This is a genomic window from Niastella vici, assembly GCF_002077945.1.
GTDB classification, from domain to species: Bacteria; Bacteroidota; Bacteroidia; order Chitinophagales; family Chitinophagaceae; genus Niastella; species Niastella vici.
In genome coordinates, this window is sequence record NZ_LVYD01000002.1 from 87,795 (window position 1) to 105,916 (window position 18,122).

Sequence of the window (18,122 nt, forward strand, 5' to 3'; positions counted from 1 at the left end):
AAAGACGGGCCAATGATGACCGTATGGGTGATTTCTTCTGTAACTATTTAAACAATACCTGGTTTTATATTATCATGTTGGGCAAATAACGGCCTGTAAAAGCAACCCATCGGTTGAAAATAACGCACCCGTTTGCGCTGCCATTGTTTTATTATTATCGTTAGTATTGGATCATGAAACTGATATTTACCGGATTGTTATTAGCAACTCCGCTTTATTTCTTTGCCCAAACCATACCGTCAGAACTGCAATCACCGGAAATTACTGCTGTCAACCGCCTTCCCATGAAGGCATCTTCCTTTGCCTATGAGAACAGGCAACTGGCAGCCGGTGGTGAAAAAGAAAGCTCCGCTAATTTTCTTTCCCTGAACGGACTCTGGAAATTTAACTGGGTACAGGACCCGTCGAAAAGACCGGTTGATTTTTACCGGACTGATTTCAATGATGCGCAATGGACAAATTTTAAAGTGCCGGCCAACTGGGAAGTAAATGGATATGGATTGCCCATTTATGTAAATCAGCCGTATGAATTTGCAGGCCGCCAAAAGACTGGTGAAGACCTGCAGCCTCCTTTTGATATTCCGGAACATAATAACCCGGTAGGATCTTATCGTAAGCATTTCACCCTGCCTGCCGCCTGGAATGGCCGGCAGGTTTTCATACACCTTGGCGCTGTAAAGTCGGCTTTCTTTATCTGGATCAATGGGGTAAAAGTTGGTTACAGTGAAGACAGTAAGCTGGCAGCTGAGTTCGACATCACCCGGTATGTGCATGCAGGTGAAAACCTCGTAGCACTGCAGGTATATCGCTGGAGCGATGGCAGCTACCTGGAGTGCCAGGACATGTGGCGCATCTCTGGCATTGAACGGGAAGTGTACCTGTACTCCACCTCCATACTGGACGTTTCAGATTATAAAGTGATTGCCGGCCTCTCCAATAATTATACAACCGGCGAACTGCAACTCGATGCTATTGTCAACAGCTATAAAATTGACAAAAACACTTCGCACAGCAAGCCCGATACTTTTTCTGTTGAAACGGAACTCGTCGATGCGCAGGGAAAAACAGTGGCACAATCAGCAAGCCTGGGCGTACAAACCGTACTGGGAAATTATTACCGGGAAGTTCATATTCAGCAGCAGGTACCCAATGTACATCCCTGGTCGGCCGAAATACCATACCTCTATACGTTATACATTACGTTAAAAGACAAAGATGGCAACATACTGGAAGTTGTTCCCCAGCACGTGGGTTTTCGCAACATAAAGATCGAAGACCGGAATTTACTGGTGAATGGTAAAAGAGTATTTTTGAAAGGTGTGAACAGGCACGAGCACAATGCCACCCAGGGGCACACCCTTTCAAGAGCAGATATGGAGAAAGACATGGAGATGATGAAAAAGCTCAATGTAAATGCCGTGCGGCACTCTCACTACCCGCCCGATCCCTACTGGATGGAGCTTTGCGATAAGTATGGTTTGTATGTGATTGATGAAGCCAATATAGAATCGCACGGCAGGTATTATGATCTTGAATGGACCTTTGCCAACGACCGGCAGTGGTTAAAACCTCATCTCGACAGAATTCAGCGCATGTACGAGCGCGATAAAAACCACCCGGCTGTTATTACCTGGTCACTGGGCAATGAAGCAGGCAATGGCGCCAATATGTATACCGCTTACGACTGGCTGAAACAAAAAGACAGCCGGCCTGTACAGTATGAACGGGCCGAACATGATTACAATACAGATATGATCGTTCCGCAATACCCCGACCCCAACTGGCTCGAAAGGTATTCGAAACGTAATCCCGACCGGTTGCTGATCATGAGCGAATATGCGCACATCATGGGTAACAGCCTTGGTAATTTCAAAGAATACTGGGATGCCATCGAAAACAATCCTTACCTGCAGGGCGGCTTTATTTGGGAATGGATAGATCAGTCAATTGACACGGTTAAAAACGGAAAGCGGATCATGGCGTATGGCGGCGATTTCCCGCTGAGTGGGCCGGTTGATGACAACTTCAGCGATAATAATTTCTGCGTGAAGGGCGTGGTTACCGCTTACCGTGGATTAACGCCCATGGCCATCGAAGTAAAAAAAGTATACCAGCATATCAAAACCAGCTGGAATGGCAATAACCAGCTAACGGTTCGTAACAGTTATTTTTTCAAAAGCCTGGACAATATACAGTTGAACTGGGAACTGTTACAGGATGGACGGCCCGTTGAAAAAGGCGCCATAAACAGTCTTGCTGTTGCTGCGGGAAATGCTTCCACCATCAATCTCCCGTTAAAAACAACTTTATCAAAAGCGCACGAATATTTCCTGAACATCGGCTATACACTTAAAGAAGCCGAGCCCTTCCTGGAAAAGGGATATACGATTGCAGCCGACCAGTTCTTACTGAATGAAAAAGCAACGCCGGCAACAACTACACGCGCGAAAAGCGGCACGTTACAGGTAATAGAAAACGGCAAACAATTAACGTTGAAAGGCAACGACGTCAGCATTGAATTTGATCATGAAAAAGGCGTATTGAACAGTTATATGCTGAGGGGACAGCGATTATTGCAGCAGGGACCGCAACCCGCTTTCTGGCGGGCGCCTACCGACAATGATATTGGCGCGGGTTATAACCACTCGCTGCGCAACTGGCGTAATGCCTACGAACAGGGCACTGAATTAAAAGCTTCCTCCCGGAAAATTGACGGCGCATACGAAGTTATTTTTACTAAAAAGATGCTGAATGGCGACGCCCTCGCTGAACAAACATTTACTGTTTATGGAGATGGCGCTATTAAAGTGGAGAACCGGTTCAAGGCGCTGGGCGGAAAACATAAAATATTATACCGCGCCGGGAACGATCTGCAGGTTAACCAGCAATTAAACCAGGTACAATTTTATGGCCGTGGCCCCGGGGAAAATTATTGGGACCGCAAAACAGCTTCTTTTGTTGGCATCTATAAACAATCGGTCGATGAGCAATATTTTCCTTATGCACGCCCGCAGGAAAGCGGCAACAAGACCGATGTGCGCTGGGTTGCACTTACCAACCAGCAAGGCAAAGGATTGCGTTTTGAAATGGCCGACAGTCTCCTGAACTTTTCGGCCCTACCCTATAGCCTGGATGATCTTGATCCTGAAAAAGACAAGAAGCAATACCATTCCGGTGAGCTAGTGAAACGAAAAGAGATCTACATGCACGTTGATTGGCAACAGAGTGGCGTGCAGGGAATGGACAGCTGGGGGGCGCAGCCGTTGATACAATACCGGATACCCTATAAAAATTTTGAATATAGCTACTGGATAAAACCCATACGCTAAACACAAAAAGGAACCCCATGGCAGCGGGCCAATTCAATGGGCGAGGTTTGAAAATAGCGCACCCGTTTGCGTTGCAAAAGATTAATAATTCTTGTTAGTATTGTTGCTGCTTATTACATCAAACTAACTTAAACGAACGATACATGAGTACGAACAGAAGAAAATTCCTGCGTAATATTTCGCTTAGTACCGGTGCGCTGGCCATAGGTTTGCCTTCACAGTCGGCTGCAAAGGAGAACGATAAAAGTTTGTCGCGTGTTTATGAATGGAGCGCCCGGCCGCCACAATTTAACATGTGCGGATACGCCGCACCCAAAATAGACAAAGTACGCATCGGCTTTATTGGTTTGGGTATGCGTGGCCCCGGAGCAGTGGAACGCATGTCGCATATAGAAGGAGTAGAAATTAAAGCCTTATGCGATAAAGATCCGCAACGGGCAACCAAAGCACAGGCCATCCTTGAAAAACAGGGATTGCCCAAAGCCAAAGAATATTCAGGTGAGAACGGCTGGAAGGACATGATCAATAATGAAGAACTTGATCTTGTGTACACCTGCACGCCGTGGAAATTGCACACCCCCATTGCTTTATATGCCATGGAACATGGAAGACACGTGGCCAGTGAAGTGCCTATTGCATTAACACTGGACCAATGCTGGCAGCTGGTTGAAACTTCCGAAAAAACAAGAAAGCATTGTATGATGCTTGAAAATTGTTGTTACGATTTTTTTGAAATGCTCACGCTGAATATGGCCCGCAATGGGATGTTTGGGGAACTGGTGCACGCAGAAGGCGCATACATCCACGACCTGCGCGATCTGAATTTCAGTAAAACAGGTTATGCCGATATGTGGCGGCTCAAAGAAAACTTCCGCAATGGTAACCTGTATCCCACGCACGGGCTCGGTCCCATTGCACAATGCCTTAATATTAACAGGGGCGATAAAATGAGCCATTTGGTGTCCATGTCATCCAACGATTATATGATGGGTGCAATGGCTAAGGAAAAAGCAGCGACTGATCCTTTCTACAACCAGTTTACCGGAAAACCGTTCCGTGGAGATATGAATACCACGCTTATTCATACGGAAAAAGGCAAAACTATTATGGTACAGCATGATGTTACCACTCCACGTCCTTATTCGCGTATTCATTTGATCAGTGGCACCAAGGGTGTCGCCAGTAAATATCCCGAACCGGAGCGCATTGCATTTGGACATGAATGGGTAAAACCTGAAGAATTAAAAGATCTGTACGATAAATATACGCCGGCTATAATAAAACATGTAGGTGAAATAGCTAAAAAGATAGGCGGTCATGGCGGCATGGATTTCATTATGGACTGGCGGTTGATCGATTGTTTGCGTAACGGTTTGCCGCTTGACCAGGACGTATACGATGGCGCTTTATGGAGTTCCATTTCTCCTTTAAGCGAACAATCTGTTGCCAACCGCTCACGCACTGTTGATGTGCCTGATTTTACCCGGGGCGCCTGGAAAAATAATAAACCGGTAAACCTCACACTCGAAAACGGTGGGAATACCGAAATACGGGGAGCAGCCACGAAAACTGAAAGACAATTATAGACACACAAAAGAGGCTGTAACTTCAAGTATGATGCAGCCTCTTTTTATTCGGAACCTGATGGAGCCCGTGGTCGTTTAAGTGGTTCTCAGGTCCTTCGTTTACTTTTGATACATCCTCATACGCACCCTCGCTATAATTGCCATTACTGTGCAGACCATCGCCTGAAAATAACGCACCCGATTGCACTGCCCAGCGCCCAACGAAAAAGATGCTTCACTTTCTAAATTGGAAAAGGTTATGAAGTTATAAGCACACAAAAATAAAAAGGAACCCCTGGCGCCGGGGTTCCTGCTTTTACGACATAACCTCTCCTAAAATGTGCTCCTCACCACCACCATAAAATTTCTTCCCGGCGCAGAGAACCCGGAGGCAAAATAACGATAGTTGTGGTCAAGGATGTTTTCGACGGCTACCTGTAATTCAAGATAGCCTGTAACCCTGACGGCAGTTCTGCAATTGAGGGTCATCCAGGAAGGCATGCCATCGGCAGTGGCATATTGCGCATTGTCTTCCCCGTCGGGATTGTATTCACTCAATCGCTTCCAGCCATTGCCATGCACAAAAACCTCTGCGTTTACTCTTTCACTTCTGTAGTTCACGCTCACCTTACCAAAAACAGGCGGTATATGGTCCAGTGGTTTTTCTTTTACGGCAGCCTGCACTATTGCATAGGTTCCATCAGGCTGCTTCTGATAAATTGCTGTTGTTGCTTTGTCATTCGTTTTAAACCTTCCCTTTGTATAGTTAACAGCGCCTTGTAAAGAAAAATGCGCATTCAATGCAGCAGTTATACCTGCATTGAATCCATATACATAAGCCTTATCACGGTTCTGGTTAGCCACTACCTGGCACATGGCTCCATTATATAACATAGAGTCTTTTGCGTTTAACTGAAACGGAGCCAGCGTAATAGCATTGCGGAACAGGGTATAATAAGCAGTTGCCTCCAGTTTTATTCCTTTAATGGTATGATTTATTCCCGCATCTGCACCATATGTGTATTCCGGTTTTATATCCGGATTTGGCACCACTACCCTTTGCAGACTGCTGCTTGACTCAAACACTCTGGCCAGGTCATCGATATTAGGAGCCCGGAACCCCGATGAGATATTGAGCGATAGTTTTGTGCTGGCGGAAGGTAAATGAACAATGCCTATATTACCGGTGATGGCAACCGGATGCTGTTTAATATCTGTAACCGGCAGGTTGAAAAATGAATTGTCGGCAATGATAGAGTGAAGCTGCACGGCCTGCAACCGGATGCCATCGTTCAGGACCCATTTGTTTGGCTTTATTTTAAACACATGCTGCGCAAAAACACCATAATAATTCATCTGGTTCTTTCCATTGGGATAGCGGCTGTCGAGTTTTGATACGGCGCCTGTTTGCAGGTTGGTTCTGTCGGCCACTGACCGTAATTTATTCCACTGTGCATCGGCGCCAACTGTCAATTCATGCCGGCCGATTATTTTTCTTGCATCTGCAACAGCTCCCCATACTTTAACATGTTCGCGGCGGCTGTCGAAGCGGTCGTACCTTTTGAGCTCCCTGGTTTGCCTGCTTTCTTCTATATCCTGGTAATTGACCGTTGTTCTCAATTCATCTATGATACCATTCAATTTCGTTGCATTGAAGGTATAAGCAAACAGATCTCTTTTCTGCGGGCCATAGTACCACTCCGCGTAGCGAAGCGTGCCGTTCCTCATATCCTGTAACCGGTCATATCTGGGAATATTGCTGCTGTTGGAAAATTGCATATTGAAAGAATGGGACAGCTTATCGCTTTGCTGAAACATTACCTTTTGAAGAATGTCCCATTGCCGGTAGCCCGAATACCGTTGTACCCGGTCATTCTCATTCTTCACCACTGTATCAACAAACGAACCAGGGTCCTGCCTTACATATTGTGCCCTTCTTCCAAAGTCCGGATATTTATCAGGATACCTGTTCCCCATTTTCATGTCGCCGAAATCACTGTACGTAAAAGAAGTAAGCAGCCCCAGGTGCCTGAAACCCAGGTTAACATCACCGTGTGCCGACTTTTCATTATTCACTGTGCTGTGGCGAACGAAGGCATTCCCCGATGCGGTAAAAGCTTCCCCTGGTTTTGACAATTTAACTTCCTTACTGATCAAATGAATAGCGCCGCCCAGCGCATCGCTGCCATAGAGCGTGGAGGAAGGGCCATACATCACTTCGGCCCGCTCCAACATATTTTGATCAACAGAAATAACGTTCTGCAAATGACCTGCACGATAGATCGCATTGTTCATTCTCACCCCATCAACTATCAAAAGCACCCGGCTGGCTTCAAAACCTCTTATCACCGGGCTCGATCCGCCCTGCTGGCTTTTCTGAACAAAGATATTGCCGGTGCTTATCAGGAGGTCGCCGGTGTTCTGGGCATTCACATAGCTGATATACTTTGGTGAGATCACCTCTATCTTCTGCGCAACGTTCTTTTTTTGCTCGTTAAATTTTGTGGCTGATACAACAACCGCGTCATAAGATACGGTATCTGTTAATTGCGCATAACTGTTGCTGCCAGCAACAAAAAATACAGTAATGACTAACATGAAATATTTCATTTTACATTATTTTTTAGTCATTATTATAATTTTACCAGTCGAACCATTTTGCGAATAGCACGCTGCTGTACTTCTACGAAATAAACACCTGCTTTAAGATCCTGCCCAAAATGAAGCACTTTGTTGGCGCTTGTGTTTATTTGTTTTACAAGCTGGCCATCAATATTTCGAACCCGCACCTGCACCTGCTCGTTGCTGCGGCTCTTGAGTTGGATAGAAAAATCTTTATCACTCGGGTTGGGCCAGGCATTAATGTAAAGCGGATCATCATTTTGCAAAGAATCGGTTCCTGAAGGGCCGGTATTTTGGGTCACAAGCGCAGGAACACCATTTACCGTGAGCGTATAACAGTTGCCGGCATTGAAAGACCCGTTTTTGCCAATAACCCTGATGTAATAATTGGTGCCTGCGGTTAAGTTCTTCGTCACAGATTCATTAGTGGTCCCTGAATTGACAGACGAAGCCATCACATTTCCATTGGCCCGGTGCAAATACAGGTCGTAATCGGCCGGCAGCGTTGTGAGGGTAATGGTGACATTACCACTAGCCGAAGGGGTGATCTTATACCAGTCCACATCTGCAGACGTAGCTATTTGCGATGTAATGGCGCCGCTGTTAGCAATCGCAACGGCCGTGGCCTGGGTTTCATTGGGCTCGTAGTTATTAACACATAACGCATTCACTGTGATGTTCACCACTGAAGAAGCAGTAACGGCTCCGGCATTGTCAGTAGCTTTTGCAGTTAACGCATAGTTGCCTGCTGAAACATTGCTCCACGTAAAGCTGTAAGGCGCTGTTAAATCTTCCCCCAACAGCGCAGCTCCCTGGTAGAACTCCACTTTCGCTACCGTTCCATCGGTATCACTCGCTGTGGCATCAATGGTTACTGTTGCAGGTGCGGTATAATTTGCTCCATCAGCCGGCGAGGTAATGGATGCTACAGGAGGTGTATTTGAGGCGCCGCAAACACCTACATTCAATTCTGCAGCCGAGGTATACTGCTGTCCATTTGCTTCCGTTAATGCACGGAAGCGAACATAGCTGGCCTGCGTTGCAGTAAAGTTTACCACTTTCTCAGCGGCATCATTTGCAAAGGTACCGGTGGCAACAGGAGCGCCCCAGTTCTGCGGATCAGCAGATACATAAATCTCGTACTGACCAACCCTTCCATTGCTGCCGCTTTGACGTGGCAAATATTTAAAGCTGTTCACCGTAAAGGTCCCGTTCAGCGATAATTGTATTTCATGCGGCAATGGATCGGTGCCGCCATACCATTTGGTGTGCCAGATGGTTCCTGAATTTCCGTCAACGGCATTAGTGGCGGCTCCGTTTTCGCCCACAGTCTCCTGGCTGTCGAAATAAATCACCTGTAAATTTCCACTGGACATATAGGTAGTACCCGGGCAGGCGACAGCAGCCACTACACCTGATGTTGCATCAGTGTAAGCGCCGCTGTTATCGACGGCCCTTGCTTTCACTACATAACCACCGGCCGCTACATTGTTCCAGACGTAGGTGTAAGGGGCGATAAGATCTTCACCCACTTTTACTTCGTTTATAAAAAATTCCACTTTGTTAATCGGTCCGTCTGCATCACTGGCAGATGCGGCAACCTGCACATTTGACCCAATTGGAATGGTATTGCCGGGCGATGTAATTGACACCACAGGAGGCGTTCCACCTGCGCTTTGCAAAGAAACCTCCCACAATCCTCTTCCGTAGGTGGAGATGCGTAAGGCACTGTTAGCCGGATTACCAGCATCATAAAAAATATCCATGTCGGTAATGGCGGCAGTGGTGGGCAGATTGTCGGCGCCAAGATATGCCCAATCGGTAATCGTCGTTTTTTTATAATAAACGCCCTGGGCAGTAATGGCATACACCACCTCTTGTGCAGCCTGGGAGGTATCAGCAATTATTTTTTTAATTTTTTGTGCGTTGAGGGTAGTGGTAACTGCACCGGTTCCAACAGCAGTCCAGGTTGCACCCTGGTCGGCTGAGCGATATACGTATCCATCGCCTGACATATACACCACCCCACTCTTCAGCACGGTTAACCCGCCATTGGTTGGTGTGCCCGATGGTTGCGGTGCAGGCGCCACGTTGGTAAATGTGCCCGATGTGAGGGCATCGGTGCTTCGCACAATGGTTTTGTTAGTTTGCAAAACATACAGCACATTGGCATCGGCCGGTGACAGGGCCATGGCCAGCATCTTAGTGGTCGGGTTAAAGCCGTTCATGGCTGTCCATACGGGCGTGGCGTTCTGCAGGTTGGCAGTTTTATACAGCGCATACACGGCACCCGAAGTATTGCTTTGCGCATAAAAGCCCACGTTGCCATTCTGGTACGAAGCTGCGTACAGGTCGTTGTTACTGGCCGTTCCGGGAACACCCAGGAGCGTTTCCGATCCGGAAGGGGCATTCATCAGATCGCGGTATTTAGCATTCTGCACATAAACAGCCCTGTTAGCATTGGTATTATCAAAGAAATATTTACTGGTAAAGTCACCGCCCCGGTTCGTTTTCCAGGTATTGTCTTTATAAAACACTTCTCCGTTATCCTGGGTACCCCCGCCGATCAGGTATTTGTAACCATGGCTGTTGCCAGCGGAGTAAAATTCAGTACCGGCTATCCCATTCGACCTGGGAACCCAGGTGTTGGTGGCCACACGGTCCCTGTTGATCCAAACACCACCATCATTGGCATTAAATAACTGGTTATAGTTATTTGGATTAAAGACGATATGATGCTGATCAGTATGCAGGATATAAGCCCAACTGCTTTGCGATTGCATCCAGGTAGTACCGCCGTCAGCAGTTTTCCATATTACATGCGCACACAAATAGAGCGTATTTGCGTTGTCAGGATCAGCTTCTATATCAAAATTGTAATTACCCTGACCGGTTTGCGTTCCGCTATAGCCAATAATATTCGGAGAGGCATCGCCTTTCATTAAGGTAAAACTGGCGCCGCCATTGGTTGACTTGTATACAATACCACCGGCAGTGGTTGTATTGCTGCCTATATAGGCCACATACACCACATTGGGATCGGCAGGGGTTACAGCCACCCGGCCGCCATTAGAAGGCAAAGTGCTGCTTAACGTAGTCGTTGTCCAGGTGCTGCCAAAATCGGTGGAGGTATAGAGATTCTGATTTACGCTGGATACCGCAAATAAGGTGTTGCCGGAACCTGACTTCTTACACATATCGGTCATTTTTGAAACGGGAGAAGTCAGCGCCCAACTGGCGCCTCCATTGGTACTTTTATAGATACCCGCATCGGTAGCAGCTACCAGGGTATCGGGGTTGGTGGGCGACATAATAATTTCTATCACCAGCCTGTTGCCCATACCGGTATTGCTCAGGGTAAAGGAAGCACCGCCGTCAGTGGATTTCCACACACCGCTGGCTGTACTATAGTAATTGGCGTCGCCCGTACCCAGATACAACACATTATTGTTTGTGTGGTCAATACAGATGGAAGCAAGATTGGTGTTGGCAGGCAACTCATCCGTTCCACCCAATACAGCCCAGGTGCCTGCCGTATCATTGCTTCTAAATACACCATGCGGACCTACCGCATACATCCGGAGAGGATTCACAGGATCAAATTTGATTTGCTCCATCCGGCCAATGCCGTTGATCTGTCCGGATATATTTGTTGGAAACGCGATAGGCCCAACCTCGTTCCAATTGGCGGACTGACCCCGGGCAGAAAAGTTGGTTGCGATAGCCAAAATGGCTATACACAGGAGAGAATATATTTTTCTCATGGTGTTTTGTTTTGGTTGGATACTTAATTCTTTTTACCAGAATCAGACTGTCCTTTAGTCTTTATTGCCTGCTCTTTCTTTTGCTGCTTCTGAATTTTCCATTCGGCAATTCTTTCATCCATGGACTTTATACGGCCATCAGGCTGTACAAAAGGCTCTGTTTGTTTCATCCACCAGAGAAATTTCCTGTATTCAAAAGCATATAATTTAGCGGGGTCAGTAGCTGAGATCCTCCTGCTTTTTGCCTTCAATTCCTCTTCCTTTCGTTTGTCTACAGCCGATTCAAAGATCTCATTTTCTTCTTCCGGCTTCTCCCGGTTTTTCCAGTAGGATTCAAAAGCTTCTACCGCCTTAAAATAATTTACGTTTGGGTCGTCCATCATTGTAATCCAGGATGGTGTCACTGATCCGGTTTTATTTTGTGCCATAGAAACATGGCTCAGCAACAGGATTGGTATTACTATTACCAAACCCTGAAGAAATTTTAAAATTTTCATACATATTTGATTTGGTTTTTTGATTTAAAAACGGGCACAGATCTTTCGCAGGAGCCTATACGCTATCAAATACCCAAAAACTCCTTCTCAAACCGGGTCAGCCAACTATAGCCATCAAGCTTCCAGTCTTCTTTAATTGGAATACGCAGCCAGTACATTACAATTTCGAGAACTGCTTAACAATTCCATGCTGCTCAATAGAATAAATGCCTTTGGCCAGTCCTTTCAGGGAAATCGTAATGGAAGCATTACTGGTCTTTATTTTCCGTATGGTTCTACCAGCCTCATCACGTATGGTTAGCGTAACAGCACCTTGCTGATTGCTGATGCCGGTGACCCGTAATGTTTCACCGGCTGGATTTGGGAATAGCGTGAGCGACCTTTCTTCCAGTGGTCCCGGTGTTGCATTTGTTTTAGTTTCCATCCTGGCAGTTGTGCTCACGGGTTCAAGCACCCACTGCTGATTGGGGGAACCTGTACTGCCATTCGCCGCATAAATGATCATCTTTGTTCCTTCTGCCGTGCTACCTGCAGGATCATCCAATACATAATGGTTCGACATATTGCTTTGAATGAGGTAGGTATTGTTACCAACCGGCACCAGGTTCCATTGTTGATTGAGCCCATCATTCTCGGTGTATTGAATGGGATTCACACCAGAATTTTGATTGGAATTGGCCAAATCGATTACCTTGTTGCTGTTGCGGTTTACCAGTACCGTGGCATTGTTTACGGAATTGAGCTGCCATTGAAGATTATTACTGGTACTGTTACTATACTGGACAATAAAAGCGAGGTTGGCTGTGCTGCTGTTTTCGACAGCGAGATACTTGTTACTGTATACATTTTTTATTTTATACCAGGCCGCACCGGAAGTTTTTGTGAAAGCTGTTGATTTCACAGCGGCCAGTTGATTGAAAATATCTTTTACCTGGATGGTCACATAATAAGTGCCCGAAGGCAAGGTGGATGAGAGAGCAACCGTTTCTGAACGTTTATCGGGCCTTATAACCGTTTTGGCAGCCACAGGCGTTCCCGTAAGGCTGCTGTTATCATACACATTGATGGTGTAGGATAATTGAGGACTTTTGGATTGGTCCATTGTCCAATTGACCATTACCGAATTGTTGCTATACACAGCTCCCAGCGTTAACACGTCAGGCGTAGTCGCTGTTGCCGGTTTGGTACCGGGTTGATTGAGCGTGAATTGCGGCGAAGTGGCGGGCCCCGGTGTTGTACCGCAACTTATTAATTTAACAGCCGTGTTGTTGAAGGCCGCTTCGGCGCCCCAGGAGCCGGTGCCGGCTGATGCCTGGTAGATAGTAGGTTTAGACCACACATTGCTGGCATTCATGATCCAGAAATTGCGGTAATAACCGCAGCGCGTGGCTTTACTGGCTGCTGAATTCCAGTTCTCTAAAAAACCACCCACTTTATTGCCTTGCAGGTAAGCATTGTTTTCGGGTGTTACAATGGTGATGTAATGTGTCCATTTCTGCGTTCCATAATCATACATAAAGAATGCGATCCTTGTTTTACCATCACCAACCGACCAGCGGCGGGTTACAGTCGCATACCACACACCAGGGGTCCAGTTCATTACATAATCTGAATGCAGCCCGGTACCTTCACCACCGAAACCGCCCACATTCATACCGGGGATGGCATATTCGGCTGTGCATTGGGGAACAGTGGTGTCCTGTACATCCCAGATTGAAAAAATATTATTACGGATATCACCTTGTTTATTCTGAATGCCGCCGTATCCACCTCTGGGCCCAAGATTGAAATTTAACGTTGACCAGTAAGTATCGTATTGCATGCAGGCTGCATCTGTCATCACTTCTGAATACATCAGTTCTCCATTCCCCGCAGTACCCATGTTAAGTCCTTCAACATAGGGCCCCCACGAAGGGCAGGAAGCCTGCTGTGCGTTGGATGAATAAGAAGAAACCAATCCTGCGATCAGCAGGACCGTTAGGATAATCTGTTTCATGATCGTTAGATTTAGTGTTAGAAAATGCCGACTTATGAAGACCCGGAACAGGACAATGAGGAGGGTATTATTTAAAAATTCTTTTGAAGGAGGCAAAACAAAGAAGGCAGGCAACCGTTTGCGTTATTTTTTTAAAACATATAAAAATAAAAAAGGAACCCCATGGCACCGGGGTTCCTGCTCTGTCGCTCTCCACAATTGCTATATGAATGTAACCTAAACTAACTGCCTGGTTGGGGCTAAGATGGCGTAACAAATTCAGTGGGTGTTACTGGTCCCTCATTTACTTCTTTGGCTGCGACAACAATAAGAGCCAACCCTTTCCTTTCGATACCGGTAAGGCCTCCCCCGGCAAAAAGGAACGGGCAGGCTGAAAGTTCTTAATGGCCGGCGCCGTGATCGTTGCTTTTGCCGGATCGAGCCCCAGCTTTTTCCAATCGATCACCAATTGCACGGTGGTATCTGCAGCCGCCCAACTGGCAATGGCTACCAATGCAGCGCCCTGCTTACGGTACACCGTAGCCGGTACTTGTGGAGTGCCCGTAGTAACCGGACAATTGGGACTCCAGTAGCCGATCATTTCAGAGTTTTCCATTCCGAATGCATCCCATTCGGCCCATATCGGGCGCGGATCAGCGTTCTCGGTCCAGGGCATCCGGTTCGTCATTCCATATACCATACCCCTGTACGGATTACCACCGCCTTCCAACATTTCACCCATGAGGCCGAAAGGAATGCCGCTTACTTCGGTCAAAAAGAAATCGGGCGTATTTTTTTCATAATCGAAATATTCGCCGAACCAGAGGCGGTTGAGATAGGGAAAATGCTCCATGTATAAATTGGCGCTGTTATTAAAGCCATCGTACTTATTATACTGGTTAGCCGAATGCAGATCGATGATACCGGGATGGCCAGCTTGCGTTAATACCCGTTTTATGCGTTTCATGGTGATGCGGTCGAACGCCACATCATCGAGGTAAATGCCATCTATGCCTACATTATTTACCAGCCAGTTCATGCCTTCCACATAATAGTTATGCCAGCGGTTCATCCCACTGTTTACAACAGCCGCATCCTTTATTTCAGGCACAAACCAGGCAGCAATATAATCTGTATCTGAATGCTCCTGCAACCAGCTGAATCCACCACCGGGGCCGGGCGAATATACTTCGTGCCCCAGGCTTTTAAGCGCCCATATTTCCCAGGCACGGTTACTGAGTTCGCGAACCGTGTTATAAATTTTCACTTTCAATCCTTTCTCATGCGCCTCATTTATGTAAGCCTTCATTTTTTCATGCTCAATAAAGGGATAGTTGATCCAGGGATTAATGGGTGTTGCATGGTGAATATTTACTACCGTGGCGCCGGTGGCCTTTATGCTGTCAGGATTATTGTACCGGTGGTAAAAGCGGGTACGCCATTGAAAATTTGTATTGAGGGGATGAAAAGGCGTAATGAGCAAATTAAAATTATAAAACAGCACCTCCCCTTTTTTCATTGTGCGTGCACCGCTGTAATTATTAGCCACCACACCATTAGCAGTTTCATGAATAGAGATACCACCCTTACCATCGTTACCCCAACTGGAAGGCAGCAGCAATGGTTTGGTAAGGTAGAAATTGGTATTCAGCGGCCGCACATATTTTTCATCACGGAGTGAATATTGTATTCCTGCATTTACAGCGCCTATCCAGGCGCCATCCTGGTTCTTCTTCGCTACATCCCATTTCCATTCCAGATCAGCCGGACGATTGCCCCCTTTTTGCCCCAACCCCATCATATAGGTAGCAGCATTTTTGTTGAAGGGAATTTGCAGCGCCAGCTCCTGCAGCGCAACTTCTTTCAATGCGGTGACCCGTACGGTATAAGCAATAAAGCCATCAAACTCAAGCGATCCTTTCACCTCCATCCGTAAATCGCTGGAGAAACTGATAGCTGTCCACTCCACGGTGCCGGGTTCAACCCTCGAAAAATTTACGCCGTAACTTTTAAAAGCAATGTGCTGACCGTCATTTCCTTTCACTACAAATTGCAGCGGTTCAGATAAAATGTTCTTAGGAGCTTTTGTATAACCTGTCATTTCAGGAGTGAACCAGGTTTGCACCTGCCGGGGCAGGCCGTTCGTATTCAGCTGAACGGTTCTGCCCAACAGATCGATGGTATTTCCTTTTACTTTTAACGGCGTATATGGCGCAATTACGGTATTGTTCTGTGCTATGGTAGAGTTAAGCCAGGTAAGCCGTGTCATTTTCGAGGGTTCATCAACGCCGCCATGCTTCGCCAATTGATCGGTAACGGTAAGTGACACCTCAATAACCTGAGGCGAGGTGTTACGGGCGCCCACCGTCACTTTGCCGTGGTAGGTTCCGGGTACAGCCGATGAAGGCACATTCATCAGGCACCACAGCGCCTGTACCTGGTCTTTATTTATGTGCAGGTTTATAAGGAGTGGCTTTCCATCATAGGTAATACCGGCGGTATTTAAACACGAGATATTTTTCGCCGCAATACGGTTGCCTGCAGCAGTGGTAAGATCACTGAACGATATTTTTAGTTCGTCGAGGTTTTCCAATGCATATAGCCCCAATTGCCAGGTAAAATTTTCACCTTTGGCTGCTTCGCCTTTGAATGCTGTGGTGGGCCCATTCTGGATCCATCGAAAAGGAAGATCGCTTTTCATGCGAATGGGATGCGCCCGGTCTTCAGGAAATACGAGGAATGCCCGGCCCGCATTATGCTTCACCAGTTCAGCAGTCTCCTGCTGCGTTGCAATCATTTCCATTGGGTAAAAACTGTTGAACTGGTCAATACTTTGCATGTCGCTTACCAGCACATTGGGTGGCAGCTTATCATCGACTGTTTGTAACCATGCGCCGGATGCAGTGGTATCGGGCTTCAGGTACTGGCCTTTCGGGTAATTCGCGCGGCCTTCGTTTTTATAAGGCATGTAATACACGTAATAAGTTCCCTTTCCCGATGCCGGCTCAAAGAAGATGTCGCCTGTTTCGCGTGTAAGCGATTGTATTTTAACATTATTAATTCTGAGCCCTGTGGCAGCATCCTGTACTATGATCCGTTTTTTACCGGGATAATTATCACGACGGCGCCAGGGAATTACGGCTCTTGCCAGTTTTGCGTTCTCTTCAACCTGCAGCACTACCCGGTGATTGCCGAGTGAATCGGTATTCCAGCAACCGGGACAAACGCCATATTGTATATTTTGTGCAGTTACCGGCAAAATCAGCAACGACAGGATAGCGGCAATAACAATTTTTTTCATTCGTCTGTAATTAATCTCCATTCCAATCCAGGGTGTTCAAAAAATAATTTTATGTGCTTTATCAGTAATCTACAGCCAGCTTGTTTGCCTTACGGTAATCAATGATCGGCTGAAAGGGACCAAATTTATGTTGAACAGCAGAAAATGTATCGGAAAATGGACGATGGTCATAATCGATGGGCTTGGTGGTTGAATCAGGATAATCAAAGGTTTGGGGGTTGGGCCGGTCGTGAATGGCATCGTCATTTATGAAGGCAGCCACATCGAGCGCCTGCTGATCGGTCAAAAAAGTTTTGCCAGTGCTCACTTTATCGTATGGCATATTGGCCTTGAGCCACCTGGCCATTTTAATAATGCGATGCATGCTTGAGCCCGGTTGATAAGCCTGGGAACCCCACAAGGGCGGATAAATAAATGCAGTGGCATCGGCATTAAGCTGTCCCTGCCCGTTACCTGCATGGCAGCTGGCACAATGCTGTGTAAAGATCTCCTTCCCCCGTTGCGGGCTCGCGGCTGTTGCGGGGAATTGAATTGTCATATTCTTCAGGCCTTCCACAGCAGCGCCTTTCGGCACAAAACTATTGATCCATTTCAGGTAACTCAGGATGGCTACCATTTCCCGGCTGTCTAAAGGCAGCGGCCTGCCATTATGCGGCCGCATGATACAGTTGTTGATGCGCTCGGCCAGCGTAAGGATCTTTCCTTCGCGGGCCCGGTACTGCGGATAATTGTCATGCGAGCTAATTAAATTAAACGAATAGGGTTTTGTTCCTGCATCCTGGTGGCAATTGGTACAATTCATTTTATTACCCAGGTACTGGCCATTGGTGCCATTGGGACCAATATAGTAAGCGGTATTCAGCAACAATTGCCGGCCATACCGGACTTCATTGCCAAACACATCATTTGGAATAAGGGCGGTATCAGGTACAATAAAACCGGCATTAACCGGCGCTACCAGATCCGTTTTTTCTTTTCCCGATAGCTCACAGCCCGGGACTAAATACCCTGCTACAAAAAAGATCAGCAACAAAAAGATCACGGTCCTGTTAGTCATATATATTGTTGG

General features: G+C 46.8%; 8 protein-coding genes. 2 read left to right on the plus strand and 6 right to left on the minus strand.

Annotated features, from left to right (window positions below; genetic code table 11):
- Positions 1-173 precede the first annotated feature (173 nt).
- Positions 174-3,329 carry a glycoside hydrolase family 2 TIM barrel-domain containing protein gene (locus A3860_RS03915; protein WP_081145249.1) on the plus strand — a complete coding sequence of 1,052 codons (3,156 nt, stop codon included), beginning with the start codon at positions 174-176 and terminating at the stop codon, positions 3,327-3,329.
- A 143-nt stretch (positions 3,330-3,472) separates the two neighbouring features.
- Positions 3,473-4,915 carry a Gfo/Idh/MocA family protein gene (locus A3860_RS03920; protein WP_081145250.1) on the plus strand — a complete coding sequence of 481 codons (1,443 nt, stop codon included), beginning with the start codon at positions 3,473-3,475 and terminating at the stop codon, positions 4,913-4,915.
- Between the two features lie 312 nt (positions 4,916-5,227).
- Here A3860_RS03920 and A3860_RS03925 read toward each other — a convergent pair whose 3' ends face one another.
- From A3860_RS03925 to A3860_RS03950, 6 genes are all read right to left on the minus strand, one after another.
- A complete protein-coding gene (locus A3860_RS03925; RefSeq protein WP_081145251.1) occupies positions 5,228-7,504 on the minus strand; it encodes a TonB-dependent receptor plug domain-containing protein in 2,277 nt (758 codons plus the stop codon).
- A 23-nt stretch (positions 7,505-7,527) separates the two neighbouring features.
- Entirely contained in the window at positions 7,528-11,280 is a 3,753-nt protein-coding gene (locus A3860_RS03930; protein ID WP_081145252.1) for an Ig-like domain-containing protein, read from the minus strand.
- Between the two features lie 23 nt (positions 11,281-11,303).
- On the minus strand, positions 11,304-11,777 hold the full coding sequence (locus A3860_RS03935; RefSeq protein WP_081145253.1) for a hypothetical protein: 474 nt from the start codon (positions 11,775-11,777) through the stop codon (positions 11,304-11,306).
- Positions 11,778-11,934: 157 nt separating this feature from the next.
- Positions 11,935-13,773, minus strand: coding sequence for a DUF3472 domain-containing protein (locus tag A3860_RS03940; RefSeq protein ID WP_081145254.1), 1,839 nt, complete (start codon positions 13,771-13,773; stop codon positions 11,935-11,937).
- 283 nt (positions 13,774-14,056) lie between these two features.
- Complete coding sequence (locus A3860_RS03945) at positions 14,057-17,053, minus strand: glycoside hydrolase domain-containing protein (RefSeq protein WP_216823370.1); 2,997 nt, start codon at positions 17,051-17,053, stop codon at positions 14,057-14,059.
- A gap of 61 nt (positions 17,054-17,114) precedes the next feature.
- A complete protein-coding gene (locus A3860_RS03950; RefSeq protein WP_081145256.1) occupies positions 17,115-18,110 on the minus strand; it encodes a c-type cytochrome in 996 nt (331 codons plus the stop codon).
- Positions 18,111-18,122 lie beyond the last annotated feature (12 nt).

Excerpts from the sequence above, each read along its gene's own strand:
- A3860_RS03915 (WP_081145249.1), top strand. The coding sequence starts at position 174 with ATGAAACTGATATTTACCGGATTGTTATTAGCAACTCCGCTTTATTTC.
- A3860_RS03920 (WP_081145250.1), top strand. The coding sequence starts at position 3,473 with ATGAGTACGAACAGAAGAAAATTCCTGCGTAATATTTCGCTTAGTACC.
- A3860_RS03925 (WP_081145251.1), bottom strand. The coding sequence starts at position 7,504 with ATGAAATATTTCATGTTAGTCATTACTGTATTTTTTGTTGCTGGCAGC.
- A3860_RS03930 (WP_081145252.1), bottom strand. The coding sequence starts at position 11,280 with ATGAGAAAAATATATTCTCTCCTGTGTATAGCCATTTTGGCTATCGCA.
- A3860_RS03935 (WP_081145253.1), bottom strand. The coding sequence starts at position 11,777 with ATGAAAATTTTAAAATTTCTTCAGGGTTTGGTAATAGTAATACCAATC.
- A3860_RS03940 (WP_081145254.1), bottom strand. The coding sequence starts at position 13,773 with ATGAAACAGATTATCCTAACGGTCCTGCTGATCGCAGGATTGGTTTCT.
- A3860_RS03945 (WP_216823370.1), bottom strand. The coding sequence starts at position 17,053 with ATGAAAAAAATTGTTATTGCCGCTATCCTGTCGTTGCTGATTTTGCCG.
- A3860_RS03950 (WP_081145256.1), bottom strand. The coding sequence starts at position 18,110 with ATGACTAACAGGACCGTGATCTTTTTGTTGCTGATCTTTTTTGTAGCA.